This is a genomic window from Pseudomarimonas arenosa (assembly GCF_014841215.1).
GTDB lineage: Bacteria > Pseudomonadota > Gammaproteobacteria > Xanthomonadales > Xanthomonadaceae > Pseudomarimonas > Pseudomarimonas arenosa.
Genome location: NZ_JACYTR010000001.1, coordinates 101,257 through 113,610 on the forward strand (window position 1 = coordinate 101,257; position 12,354 = coordinate 113,610).

10 protein-coding genes are annotated in these 12,354 nt (G+C 63.4%); 4 read left to right on the forward strand and 6 right to left on the reverse strand.

Annotated features, from left to right (window positions below; translation table 11 throughout):
- Positions 1–80: 80 nt before the first annotated feature.
- A complete protein-coding gene (locus IFO71_RS00475) occupies positions 81–1,838 on the forward strand; it encodes an acetolactate synthase 3 large subunit (RefSeq protein WP_192027552.1) in 1,758 nt (585 codons plus the stop codon).
- 219 nt (positions 1,839–2,057) lie between these two features.
- Positions 2,058–2,603, forward strand: coding sequence for an acetolactate synthase small subunit (gene ilvN / locus IFO71_RS00480; RefSeq protein WP_192027553.1), 546 nt, complete (start codon positions 2,058–2,060; stop codon positions 2,601–2,603).
- 12 nt (positions 2,604–2,615) lie between these two features.
- On the opposite strand, the gene IFO71_RS00485 is transcribed toward ilvN, so the two are convergent.
- Together IFO71_RS00485 and pyk are read right to left on the reverse strand one after the other, a co-directional pair.
- Positions 2,616–4,052 carry a hypothetical protein gene (locus tag IFO71_RS00485; protein WP_192027554.1) on the reverse strand — a complete coding sequence of 479 codons (1,437 nt, stop codon included), beginning with the start codon at positions 4,050–4,052 and terminating at the stop codon, positions 2,616–2,618.
- On the reverse strand, positions 4,042–5,508 hold the full coding sequence (pyk, locus tag IFO71_RS00490; protein WP_192027555.1) for a pyruvate kinase: 1,467 nt from the start codon (positions 5,506–5,508) through the stop codon (positions 4,042–4,044). The genes IFO71_RS00485 and pyk overlap by 11 nt, the downstream gene beginning before the upstream one ends.
- A gap of 151 nt (positions 5,509–5,659) precedes the next feature.
- Here pyk and IFO71_RS00495 point away from each other — a divergent pair, with 151 nt between their 5' ends.
- Positions 5,660–6,253, forward strand: coding sequence for a GNAT family N-acetyltransferase (locus tag IFO71_RS00495; protein ID WP_192027556.1), 594 nt, complete (start codon positions 5,660–5,662; stop codon positions 6,251–6,253).
- A 10-nt stretch (positions 6,254–6,263) separates the two neighbouring features.
- Here IFO71_RS00495 and cysK read toward each other — a convergent pair whose 3' ends face one another.
- Together cysK and cysG are read right to left on the reverse strand one after the other, a co-directional pair.
- Positions 6,264–7,220, reverse strand: coding sequence for a cysteine synthase A (gene cysK, locus IFO71_RS00500; protein WP_192027557.1), 957 nt, complete (start codon positions 7,218–7,220; stop codon positions 6,264–6,266).
- A 134-nt stretch (positions 7,221–7,354) separates the two neighbouring features.
- A complete protein-coding gene (cysG, locus tag IFO71_RS00505; protein ID WP_192027558.1) occupies positions 7,355–8,839 on the reverse strand; it encodes a siroheme synthase CysG in 1,485 nt (494 codons plus the stop codon).
- 187 nt (positions 8,840–9,026) lie between these two features.
- On the opposite strand from cysG, the gene IFO71_RS00510 reads away from it, so the two are divergent.
- Positions 9,027–9,995, forward strand: a complete 969-nt coding sequence (locus IFO71_RS00510; protein WP_192027559.1) for a LysR family transcriptional regulator — start codon at positions 9,027–9,029, stop codon at positions 9,993–9,995.
- Positions 9,996–10,031: 36 nt separating this feature from the next.
- On the opposite strand, the gene IFO71_RS00515 is transcribed toward IFO71_RS00510, so the two are convergent.
- Both IFO71_RS00515 and IFO71_RS00520 read right to left on the reverse strand, forming a co-directional pair.
- Positions 10,032–11,372, reverse strand: a complete 1,341-nt coding sequence (locus IFO71_RS00515) for a GGDEF domain-containing protein (RefSeq protein WP_192027560.1) — start codon at positions 11,370–11,372, stop codon at positions 10,032–10,034.
- A 244-nt stretch (positions 11,373–11,616) separates the two neighbouring features.
- Positions 11,617–12,342 (reverse strand): phosphoadenylyl-sulfate reductase, encoded by a 726-nt coding sequence (locus IFO71_RS00520; RefSeq protein WP_425502857.1) that lies wholly within the window; start codon positions 12,340–12,342, stop codon positions 11,617–11,619.
- Positions 12,343–12,354: the final 12 nt, after the last annotated feature.

Here is a 12,354-nt window from a genome sequence, read left to right on the forward strand (position 1 = left end):
AAACGTACCTGTTGACAGCAAACCAGACGCCTGCCATACCAATGCGTATTGACGCATTGCAGCGAAACTGGAGCTCTCCAATGGCCGCCAACGCTTTGACCGGCGCCGAAATCGTCGTCCGCGCCCTGCAAGACCAGGGGGTTCGACACATTTTCGGCTATCCCGGCGGTGCGGTCCTGCCGATTTACGACGCCTTGTTCCACCAGGATCAGGTCGAACACATCCTGGTCCGACACGAACAGGGCGCGGCCCACGCGGCCGAAGGCTATGCCCGTTCCACCGGCCAGGTCGGTGTGCTCCTGGTCACCTCGGGGCCGGGCGCCACCAATGCCGTCACTGGCCTGGCCGATGCCATGCTCGATTCGATACCTCTGGTATGCATTACCGGTCAGGTCCCCACGCATCTGATCGGCACCGATGCCTTTCAGGAATGCGACACCGTGGGCATCACCCGTGCCTGCAGCAAGCACAACTTCCTGGTCAAGGACATCGACCAGTTGGCCCGCACCCTGCACGACGCCTTCTACATCGCTCGAACCGGGCGCCCCGGCCCGGTGGTGGTGGATATCCCGAAAGACGTGCAGTTCAAGCGCGGTGCCTATCAAGGGCCCAGCCACATCGTGCACCGCACCTATCGTCCACGCACCCACGGCGACCCGGCCGCTATCGCCCGCGCAGTGGAACTGCTAGCTCAGGCGAAGCGTCCGGTGTTCTACACCGGCGGCGGCGTGATCAACGCCGGCCCCAAGGCAAGCCAGCTGCTGCGCGACCTGGCTGCACTCACCGGCGTACCGGTGACCTCGACCCTGATGGGACTCGGTGCGTTCCCGGCCAGTGATCCCAAGTGGCTCGGCATGCTCGGCATGCACGGCACCTACGAGGCCAATCTGGCGATGAATCGCTGTGATGTGATGGTGGCGATTGGTGCACGCTTCGATGATCGTGTGACCGGCCGGCTCGACGCTTTCTCTCCCGGCTCGAAGAAGATTCATATCGATATCGACCCCTCTTCGATCAACAAGAACGTGCTGGTCGATGTGCCCATCGTCGGCGACTGCGCGGTGGTGCTGGCCGAATTGCTGGAGCGCTGGACAGCGCAGTCCTGCGAGATCGATCGCCACGCGCTGTCTGCCTGGTGGACTCAGATCGAACTGTGGCGGGGTCGGCGATCACTGTCGTACCGACACAGCGGCGAGCAGATCAAACCGCAGTACGCCGTTGAGCGCCTGTATCAGCTGACCAAGAATCGCAACACCTACATCACCACCGAGGTCGGCCAGCATCAGATGTGGGCAGCGCAGCACTATCACTTCGAACAGCCCAACCGCTGGATGACCTCCGGCGGACTGGGAACGATGGGTTATGGCATACCGGCGGCCATCGGCGTGCAGACTGCGCATCGCGATGCCCTGGTGATCGACATTGCCGGTGAAGCCAGCGCGCAGATGACGATCCAGGAACTGTCGACAGCCATCCAGTACCAGCTACCGATCAAGCTGTTCATACTTAACAATGAGTACATGGGGATGGTGCGGCAGTGGCAGCAACTGCTGCACGGCGGACGCTATGCGCACTCCTACTCAGCGGCACTGCCCGACTTCGTCAAGCTGGCCGAAGCCTACGGCGCGCTCGGCCTCAGGGTGATCAACCCGGCCGATCTCGATGCCACCATCCAGGCGATGATCGACCACCCAGGCCCGGTGATCGTCGATTGCGTGGTCGACAAGACCGAGAACTGCTATCCGATGATTCCCTCAGGCGCAGCGCATGACGAAATGCTGCTGCCCGACGCAGAACAGCAGGCCGAAGTCACCGAGGCCGGCAGAATGTTGGTGTGAGGGCCGTGATTCGGGATTCGGGCGCGGGGCGGGGCGCCAGCCGGCGCGCGTTGTCAGTGCGCATCGGTCTCTCCCGCGAGGGGAGAGGGGCTCAGAGCCAGGCAGTGAGAGCTTGTGTTCGCAGCGGAGTCGCATCAGTTCTAAACAGAAACAGGGCGAGTATTCGACGAATCACCGATCACCAATCACCGATCACCAATCACCAATCACGGCTCTGAAATGAACGCCTCGACCTATTTCCTGCAAGAACGCATCGCCCGCACCGTGCGTGCGACCCTGTCGATTCTGGTCGACAACGAGGTGGGTGCGCTGGCGCGGGTGGTCGGCCTGTTTGCTGGGCGCGGCTACAACATCGAGTCGCTGGCGGTGGCAGAAACCGACCATCAGAAACACACCTCGCGCATCACCATTGTCACCTCGGGCACACCGCAGATCATCGAGCAGATCAAGGCGCAGCTGGGGCGACTGGTGCCGGTGCACAGCGTGGTCGATCTCAGCGTTGATACGCCGGGCATCGAGCGCGAAATGGTGTTGATCAAGGTGCGCTGCAATGGCGAGCTGCGCGCCGAATGTCTGCGGCTGGTCGAGGTGTTTCGCGCCCGGGTCATCGACATCACCCACGACAGCCTGGTGCTGGAGCTGACCGGCAATAACAGCAAGGTCGAGCGCTTCATTGAGCTGCTGGTTCCACTGGGCCTGGTGGAGCTTGGGCGCAGCGGTGTGGTGGCCTTGAGCCGCGGCGCGGAACCCACTGCCGTCGACTGATTTCCGCTCCGATTATTCGCGTGGCGCCAGGATTTCGGGCTGGTAATCGACCAACACACTGGTGCGAAAGCCCAGCCCCTGGTAGTGCTGCTGCCGCAGCTGTTCGAAGCGCTCGCTGCCGATCAATAGCCGGTAGTTGAAATAGCTGTAGCGGGTATTGGAATACAGCGCCTCGTTGAAGGCGAACACCGAGTGCGATGGCGCGAACTCCTGCTTGAACTGAACCGGGTGCGAGACTTGGCCTGCCGGCAGAGCCGCGGCCAAGTACGCGTATTGCCCCCAGCTGATCGATGCACCGAGCACAGCAGGCCACGCCGCCAGTCGCCACACCCAAGATTGCTGCGCGCCGATCAGGCAGGCCAGCGCCAGCAGCGGAATCAACCAGCGTCCGGCCGGATTGACCGTGCCGTAGAACTGGTAGGGCACGAGAAGATAGGCCAGAACCAGGAGCAAGGCGGCGATCCAGGCGATGCGCTGCTTTGGCGGGTGACCGGAGCTTTCCCATGAGCGGCCGGCCCACAACACGCGCATCCCCCAAAGTGCCAGTAGCAGCAGCAACAGCAGGTTAAGGATGGCCCCGGTCCAATAAAACACCGGCATCTGTTCCAACAGTGCGCTTCCATCAGGCCAGAGCAGATTTCTGAACGTGCCCAACATCAGAGGGAAACCGGCTTTGTAAATCAGCGCCTCGATGACGCCGCTGGTGTCAGCATCGATACCGACCGGCGCCGACCAGCGAGCCAGACCAAACCACAGGGCCAGCAGTCCGCTGGGTGCGGCCACTGCCACGGCGCGCAGGGCGGCAATCAAACGCTGCCGCGATCGAGCTGCCGACTGCAGTTGATGCAGGCATTCGGCGGCCACGATACACAACCAGACCGCTGCCACGGTGGCATGCGATAGCAACAGGATGCCGCCCCAGGCGGCCATTTCCAGCGCCGAAACACCACGTTGCCAGCGCAGCAGAAAAACCAGCAGCAGCAACAGGGCCACCTGATAGTTCAAATAGCCGTACCAGAAAAATGGCGAGAACCCGAATACCAGCACCAAGGTCAGCCACATGCGGATCTGCGGTCCACCGCTGCCAAAACGCCTGACCCAGCTTCTCAGTACGGCAGCCCAGCCCAGCAGCAGGCCGAGCAGAAATAGCTTGCCAGCCAGCATCGGCGGCAACAGCATTGAAAAGCCGCTTAGCAGCACGAGCCCCGTGGTATTTGGCACCGGGTACGCCGCCAGCACGTAGGCGGCGACCGACTCTGGATCCGTCCATTTCAGTGCCAGCACCTTGGACTGAAAGAGCCACTCGGCATAGTCGTGAAACCAGGGCGCCGGTGCCCACAACACCAGCATCGAGGGCAAGACGATGGCGAGAATCGCCGCCGCCAGGAGACCGGCGTTGCCCAACCTCAACGAGTCTTTCTGAGCGAGGTCGTTCTGCTCAGAGTTCACCCAGGCCCTCGGCGCTGCCGTCCTGACCCACCTTGAGTATGCGCAAAGTATTGGTGGAACCGTGCTGCTCCATGTGATCGCCGCTGGTGATCACCACCCGATCGCCGGCCGACAGCAGGCCGAGCTGAAACAGGTGCTTGACTGCCTCGCGCGCGGCCTTGCGCGGTGCCAGACCGCGCGAGTCGAAGTCGATTGGAAACACGTCGCGCATCAGAGCCATGCGGCGCCGCGCGCCGGGGTGGCGCGACAGGCCGTAGATCGGCGCGGCTGAACGGAACCGCGACAAATAACGTGCCGTTCCACCGGACTCCGTCATGGCGATGATCGCCCGCACCTGTATGTGCTCGGTGAGAAACATGGTGGCCATGGCAATCGCTTCGTCGGTGCGACTCAGGCCGCGCTTGGCCGCCTCGAAGTCGGTGTCGTGATCGAACTGTCGCTCGGCGCCCATGCAGATCCGCACCATGGCTTCCACCGCCTTGACCGGATACTGGCCGGACGCACTTTCCGCCGACAGCATCACCGCATCGGTACCATCGATCACCGAATTCGCCACATCCAGGACTTCGGCGCGGGTCGGAATCGGGTTGTCGACCATGGATTGCAACATCTGCGTGGCGGTAATGACCACCTTGTTGCGCTCCAGCGATTCGCGGATGATCTTTTTTTGCAGGCCAGGCAATTCGGCATCGCCAATTTCCACCCCGAGATCGCCGCGCGCCACCATCACCGCGTCGGAGGCATCGATGATTTCACTCAGATTGGTAATGGCTTCGGCGCGCTCGACCTTGGCGACAAAGCCGGCATCGCTGCCCGCCGCATGGGCCAGCGCGCGTGCTTCGTTGATGTCCTCTGCGCTGCGGCAGAACGACACCGCGAGGAAATCCACCCCGAGTGCCGCAGCATGTTTGATGTCTTCGCGATCCTTGTCGCTCAGCGCGCCCAGAGACAATCCGCCGCCGAGCCGATTGAGCCCCTTGCGGTCGGACAGCTGACCGTCGGTCAGCACTTCTGTGTGGATCTCACACCCCTCGACCGCCAGCACTTTCAGCGCGATCAAGCCATCGTCAAGCAACAAGGTGTCGCCAGCAACCACATCGTCGACCAAGCCGAAATAGCTGCATCCGACGCGTTCGGCCGTGCCCGGCGCGGCATCGGCGCGGCAGTCGAGCACAAACTGCTGACCTGAGGTCAGGCTGACCTTGCCCTGTGCAAACTTCTCGATGCGAATCTTGGGTCCCTGCAGATCACCCAGGATGCCGACCTCGCGCCCCAGTCGGCTGGCAGCGTTGCGCACCGCTGCCACCCTCTGAGCATGATGTTCCACTGTGCCATGGGAGAAATTCAGCCGCACGATATTTACCCCAGCCGCGATCAGCGTATCGATGGCACCCGGTCGATCGGTGGCCGGTCCAAGGGTGGCGATGATCTTGGTACGGCGCAGCTGTTCGCTCATGGACAATCACAGGCAGGGGAAAGTGGAAACAATAGCAGCCGCCCGTGGCAGGGTCATCCGCAATCGGATGTAGGAGCCGAGGTGAGCTTGGCTTGATGAAGCCAGGACGATCAGCGCATAGTGCGGCGCTGTCCGGCTCGGATCTGCTGCCATGCGCCTCAACGACCGTGTTGCCGCCGTCGCAGCTCGTCTGCAAGGCCTGGCCGAATTCCCACGAGTGGAATCCAAGCGACTGCAACTGCGCGGCCCGGGAGAGGCTGACATCTCGCCCCTGTTCGATCTGTTTTCCGATCCTGAGGTGATGCGCTACTGGTCGCGCCCGGCGATGCGGCAACACGCTGAGGCTAGCCACTACATCGCCGATATTCTCGGCGGATTCGCGCGCCGCGAGTTCATCAATTGGATCATTGCCGACCGACAGACCGATCAGATGTGCGGCACCTGCACCCTGTATGCGCTGGAAGTAAAGCATCTGCACTGCGCCGTCGGCTATGCCGTGCTGCCGCGCCTGCAGGGCCGCGGCTACGCGCAAGAAGCGGTGGCCGCGGCCTGCCGATTCGCCGAAGGAGTGCTCGGCTTCCACCGGGTCGAAGCCGATGTGCACCCCGATAACCTGGCCTCCAAACGGGTGCTGCTGGCCAACGGCTTCGTTTACGAGGGCCGGCTACGGCAGCGCTTCGTCAGCGCCGAGGAGATTCAGGATTCCGATGTGTTTGGCCGCGTGGCGCAGGACAGCTCGGGCTAGCCTGACTGCATCAACCCTGCTCGGCCAGCCAGCCGTCATCAGAACCTTCATTCACGCCTTCGAACAGGAAGGTCGATAGATAGCGCTCGCCGGTATCCGGCAGCATGGCCAGAATGGTGCTGCCAGCCCGCGCCTTGGCCGCCACTTGCAGAGCCGCAGCGGCGGTGGCGCCGGCCGAGACACCGACGAAAATCCCTTCTTCGGCAGCCAGCCGACGCGAGGTATCACGCGCCAACAGGTCATCGATCGGCAGAATCTCATCGGCGACCTCGCGGTTGAGCACCTCGGGCACGAAATCAGGTGTCCAGCCCTGAATCTTGTGCGGCTGCCACTCCTTGCCGCTGAGCAAGGACGCCCCGGCGGGTTCACTGGCAATGATCTTCACTTCCGGCCGGGCCAGTCGCAGAACTTCACCGACACCGGTCAGGGTGCCGCCCGTGCCCCAGCCGGTGACAAAGTAATCAAGCGGCTTGCCGGCGAAATCGCGCAGGATCTCGGCCGCAGTGGTGTTGCGATGGTAGGCCGGATTGGCCGGATTTTCGAACTGCCGGGCCAGGAACCAGCCATGTTTCTCAGCCAGCTCCTTGGCCTTGCGCACCATGCCCGAACCGCGCTCGGCGGCCGCGGTGAGAATCACCTTGGCACCGTACGCTCGCATCAGCTTGCGACGCTCGACAGAAAAGGTTTCGCTCATCACCGCCACGAAGGGATAACCGCGGGCGGCGCAGACCATGGCCAGCGCTACACCCGTGTTGCCTGAAGTGGCCTCGACCACGGTCTGCCCCGGCTTCAAGGTGCCGCGCTGCTCGGCGTCGAGAATGATGGCCAGGGCCAGGCGATCCTTCACCGATCCGCCTGGGTTGAACGACTCGACCTTGAACAACAGATTGATTCCCTGAGGCGCCAGTCGACGCGTGCGCACCACCGGAGTGGAGCCAATGGTGTCGAGAATGCTGTCGTAAATCATGTCAGTCTCCGCAGGCGCGCCAGTTGCGCGCGATAAAGGATGAAATGGTCGATTCGCTCAGGGCGGCGCCCTGGCATGCTAGCGAGATCGCCGCGGGAAAGCACGGCGCGCCTGTCTGGAAAGCACGGCGTGGCTCAGGCCGCTGCCGGCCAACATCGCTCCATCGATGCTTCGCAACGAGCACGTTCAGCGTCTGGCAGTTGCAAGGGTGGCTGGCCGAACCAGTGCAGCGATGCGGCTAGCGAGGTCACCTCGCCGATCAACAGCAAGGCCGGTGAAACGACCTGATAGTGGGCCGCCAGCTCCGGCAGGGTCTGCAAACTGCCGACCAGCACCCGCTGTTCGGGCCGCGAGCCATTCTCGATCAAGGCTACCGGCGTGGTCGCGGCACGCCCATGCTCGATCAGGCGCTGACGGAAGGTGCTCAGACCCTGCACCCCCATGTACACCGCCAAGGTTTGTCGCTCCAGGGCCAACGCCTGCCAATCCAGGGTGTCAAGCGAATCACGGCAATGTGCCGTGACGATACGCAAGCTCTGCGCGTGATCGCGATGGGTCAACGGAATGCCGGCATAGGCGGCGCAGGCCAGAGCGGCGGTGATACCGGGAACCACCTCGTAGTCGATGCCATGGGCGCGCAGGAATTCCAGTTCTTCGCCGCCACGGCCGAATACGAACGGATCGCCGCCCTTCAATCGAACCACATGCTTTCCCTCACGCGCATGCTCCAGCATCAGCTGGTGAATTTGCTCCTGGGTGGTGTGATGGGTACCGGCCTGCTTGCCGGTTTCGATCCGCTCTGCATCGCGCCGCGCCATCGCCAGCACCGCCGCCGGCACCAGCCGGTCGTGCAGAATGATGTCGGCCTGCTGCAGCCGACGAACTGCCTGCACGGTCAGCAGGCCAGGGTCACCGGGCCCGGCGCCGACGATCGATACCCAGCCGCGCGGGGCCTGCTGCGCTGCCTGGAGGGCAGATTCCAGGGTCGCATCAGCCTGTTCAGTCGACAGGGCCTGCAGCCGCCGCGCCAAGGGCCCACGCAACAGGCGGTCAATCCAACCGCGACGCGCCGACAGTTCCGGCAGGTGCTGACGAATGCGGTCGCGCCAGCGATGCAGCAAGCTGGCAAGCGGACCCAGGCCATCATCCAGCAGACGCTCGATCTGCTCGCGCACCATGCGTGCCAGCACCGGCGCGGTACCGCCGCTGGAAATGGCGATCTGCAAAGGCGCGCGATCGACCACCGCGGGCGATTGGAAGCTGGACAAGCGACTGACATCGACGACATTGCACAGCACTTGCCGCCGCTCGGCCTCGTCGGCCACTAGACGGTTCAGCACTTCATCATTGGTGGCCACCACCACCAGCCAGGCACCCTCCAAGTGGCGCGGCTCAAAGGCGGTCGACCGCCACTGCGCCTGGCCGCTCAGGACCCAGCCCTGAGCACGTTCACCCAAGGCCTGCGCCACGATGTCGACCCGCGCCCCGGCCATCAGCAAGGGTTCTATCTTGCGCGCGCCGACGCTGCCGGCGCCCACCACCAGCACACGACGGCCGCGCAGATCGGCAAACAGGGGAAATAAGCGAGGCGGCGCCTCTTGGCTCAGAATCTGGCTCATGTCGCCACCTTAGCCAGCGCACCACGACGGCCCAAATTCCCGCACTGAGTTTGCTTATGTCGGCCGCTTATGTCCTCGATGGTGCAATCATGCTGCGTTGCAGCAATACTGTCCGACACCGCTGCCAGCGGTGGACGCCTGCTCGCGCATGCTCTAGCGTTCCCTCTTCGCTCAGCTCCTCACGACCATGACGCTAACCCAGCTTCGCTACCTCGTTGCCATTGCGGACTGCGGCCTCAATATCACCGCCGCCGCTGAGCGCGTGCATGCCACCCAGCCCGGACTTTCCAAGCAGCTCAAGCAGCTGGAAGAGGAGCTGGGCTTCCTGCTGTTCTCGCGTCGCGGCCGCTCGCTGGGCTCGGTCACGCCGGCCGGCCAGCAGGTATTGGAACGCGCCCGCACCATTGTTTCGGAAGCCGACAATATCCGCGCCTTCGCCGCCAACCAGCGACGCGAGGTGCAGGGTGAACTCACCGTTATCACCACCCATACCCAGGCCCGCTTCGTCTTGCCGACCGCCATCACCGATGTGGTGCGCAGCTATCCCGAAGTCAGTGTGCACTTGCAGCCGGTGGGCGAGAGCGACGTGCTGGATATCCTCGCCCGCGGCGATGCCGACCTGGCGATCACCTCCACAGCCGGCCCGGTGCCGGAAGGTGGGCTGGCGTTGCCGCTGTTTCGCTGGCGCCGAGTGGTGTTGGTGCCCAGGCGACATCCGCTGGCTGCCTTGCGCAAGCCAACCCTAGCCGACCTCAGCGCCCACCCGCTGCTCAGCTACGAGTCTTCCACTCGCGCCGAGTCTTCCCTGCGGCGCGCCTTCGAGGCCGAAGGACTTAGCCTGCAGTTGGCACTGACCGCACGTGAGGCGGATCTGATCAAGACCTATGTCCGAGCCGGACTCGGCGTTGGTCTGCTGGCCGAGATGGCTGTCCTCGGCGAGGATGAGGCCGACCTGGTTGCCCTGCCGGCGCCCGACGCCATTCCCGAGTGCACTACCTGGGCCGTGCTACCTCGGGAGCGCGTACTGCGTGACTACACCCTCGACCTGGTGCGCGCCATCGCCCCGCAACTCGATCGGCGCGATGTCCGCCAGGCGCTGGAACTCAATGCTGAGCACCAGTGGCCGGCGGCACCGTCCTGGAGTGGCAACGACTGATTCTGCGCGATCGTAACGACTGAGTTCTGACTGCGGCTAGGACTGATCGAGGTTGACCAGATCGAATTGCTTGCTGGCTGCACCGGCCGCGTCTTGTGCAGGAGCCTTCTTGCCCGCCTTGGCGCGATACATCGCCATGTCCGCCTCGCGCAACAGTGAGTCTATCGCTGCATGCGGCGGCTGGCTGCAGGCAAGTCCGATGCTCGGGCGGACGGTCAATCGATGCCCGGCAATCTCGAACGGCGCTTCAAAGGCTTCCCGGGTCCGCTGAACAATCACTTCCGCCTGCTGTGCCGAAGCCCCCTCCAGCACGGTCACAAATTCGTCGCCACCGAGCCGCGCCACCGTATCGGCATCGCGGACCAAGGCCAACAGACGCGCACCGGCCTGCTTGAGCAACTGATCGCCCGCCTCATGACCGAATCGATCATTCACCGACTTGAAGTCATCGAGATCGAGCAGTAGCAGACTCAGGCATTGACCATGGCGTCGCACCCGAGCGACCGCGCCGCTCAGGCGATCCTCCAGCAGCTGCCGATTGGCCAGCCCGGTCAGCGGGTCATGGAACGCCATCGTTGTCAGCTTAGCCGATAGTTCAACCGACTGCAGGGTGCCGACTACCATCTTGGCCATCAGCCTCAGACCGAGTTCGAAGTCCTCGGTCCAGTCGATACTGCCACGCACGGCATCGAACCCGACAAATCCCCATAACCCGCCCGAAGTCAGCATCGGCGCCAGCACGATCGAACGGATGCCTTCGCGCTCGAATTCGGTGCGCTCGGCCACCGCCTCCGGTGGTAGCTGGTCGACCCGCGGCACATGAATCGAACGCCCCTCCAGGAAGCGCTGCATCAGCCAGGGAAAGGTCTCGACCGGCACTTCCTGCAGATTGGCTGCTTCGCGACTGATGCCGCTGGCCACCCACTCATGGGTATTGCTCATCGTCGCGCCATCGGCCGAGATACGAAACAGATAGGCCCGGTCGACACCAAAGAACTGCCCGACCTGACCCAGACACCATTCGATGCAGGTGTCCAGGGTGGCGCTGTCGGCACGCATCAAGGCGGCCGAGATACTGACGATGCTGCGCTCGAATTCGATCCGCCGCTTCAGCGCACGCTCTGAGCGCTGACGGGCCGTCATATCATCCAGTTGCAAGAGGCGCAGCGTGACCCCATCCAAGGCCAGATCAACGGCGACAAAGCTGAAGATCCGCTCGTGGCCGTCCGCGCTCACGCGAAACTCGCCGCGCTGGCCGGCCGCCGCTTGTCGCACCTGCGGCGGTATCGGCGGCACCTCATGTTCATCGCAGGCCAGCAACGCCGACGCGCTTGGATTGCAGTACAGCAGCTCACCCTGCGTATCGCAGATCAACATCGGTAGCGGCGCCGCGGCCAGAACGGCCAGGGCGGTCGCGTTCAGGCTAGAACCACTCGCTTCCCGGTCACACACGTCAGCCCGCCCCTCCGGCGACTTTCGCTGGCCGCAGTCTGACCGCAAGTGCAGGCGGTCGCAAGCGAATCCCGACGATCCCGACAGACGGTGGTCTGCGCTTCAATCAAGGTGCAGCGAGAGTCGCGATACCCTACCTGGCCCGATGGCCATGGCCGGTGCACTCAATTCAGGCGTCCAGATGAATGCCGCATTCGCGCTTCAGGCCGAAGAATCGGGTGTCCTCCTCACGCATGCCCGGTTCCCAACGCCGCGTGGTGTGGACATCGCCAATCGACACATAGCCTTTGTCCCACAGCGGGTGATAAGGCAGATCATGCTGGCTGAGGTAGCGTCCGACCTCCCGATCGCCCCAGTCGGCAATCGGATGCACCTTCCAGCGGCCATGCTTGAAATCCGCTATCGGCGTGTGCTGACGGCTCTCAGACTGCTGCCGTCGCAATCCCGAGAACCAGGTGCCCGCACCGAGTTCGCGCAGCGCACGCTGCATCGGCTCAACCTTGCGCAGCTGGTTGTAACGGTCGATACCTTCGATGCCCTGCTCCCACAGACGACCGTAGCGCGCTTCCATCCAGGCACGACTCAAGGGGGAACGATACACATGCAGGTTCAGCGACAGCCGCTCGGCCAACTGATCGACGAACTGATAGGTCTCGGCAAACAGATAGCCGGTGTCGATCAATACCACCGGAATCCCCGGCTTGGCCTGGTTCAACATATGCAAGGACACCGCCGCCTGCGCGCCAAAGCTGCTGGAAAGCACATGGGCACCGGGGCAATGCTGCAGCGCCCAGTCGATCCGCTGCTCGGCTGACGATCGCTCAAGGAACCGGTTGAGTTCGGAAAGACCCTTGGCATCCGGTGCCTCCACGCCCGACGCCTCCACAGACTGCAGAACCGAGCTGGG

What these genes read in the sequence shown, in the direction of transcription:
- IFO71_RS00495 (WP_192027556.1), top strand. Translation starts at nt 5,660, where the DNA reads ATGCGCCTCAACGACCGTGTTGCCGCCGTCGCAGCTCGTCTGCAAGGC.
- cysG (WP_192027558.1), bottom strand. Translation starts at nt 8,839, where the DNA reads ATGAGCCAGATTCTGAGCCAAGAGGCGCCGCCTCGCTTATTTCCCCTG.
- IFO71_RS00475 (WP_192027552.1), top strand. Translation starts at nt 81, where the DNA reads ATGGCCGCCAACGCTTTGACCGGCGCCGAAATCGTCGTCCGCGCCCTG.
- ilvN (WP_192027553.1), top strand. Translation starts at nt 2,058, where the DNA reads ATGAACGCCTCGACCTATTTCCTGCAAGAACGCATCGCCCGCACCGTG.
- cysK (WP_192027557.1), bottom strand. Translation starts at nt 7,220, where the DNA reads ATGATTTACGACAGCATTCTCGACACCATTGGCTCCACTCCGGTGGTG.
- IFO71_RS00515 (WP_192027560.1), bottom strand. Translation starts at nt 11,372, where the DNA reads ATGTTGATCTGCGATACGCAGGGTGAGCTGCTGTACTGCAATCCAAGC.
- IFO71_RS00510 (WP_192027559.1), top strand. Translation starts at nt 9,027, where the DNA reads ATGACGCTAACCCAGCTTCGCTACCTCGTTGCCATTGCGGACTGCGGC.
- pyk (WP_192027555.1), bottom strand. Translation starts at nt 5,508, where the DNA reads ATGAGCGAACAGCTGCGCCGTACCAAGATCATCGCCACCCTTGGACCG.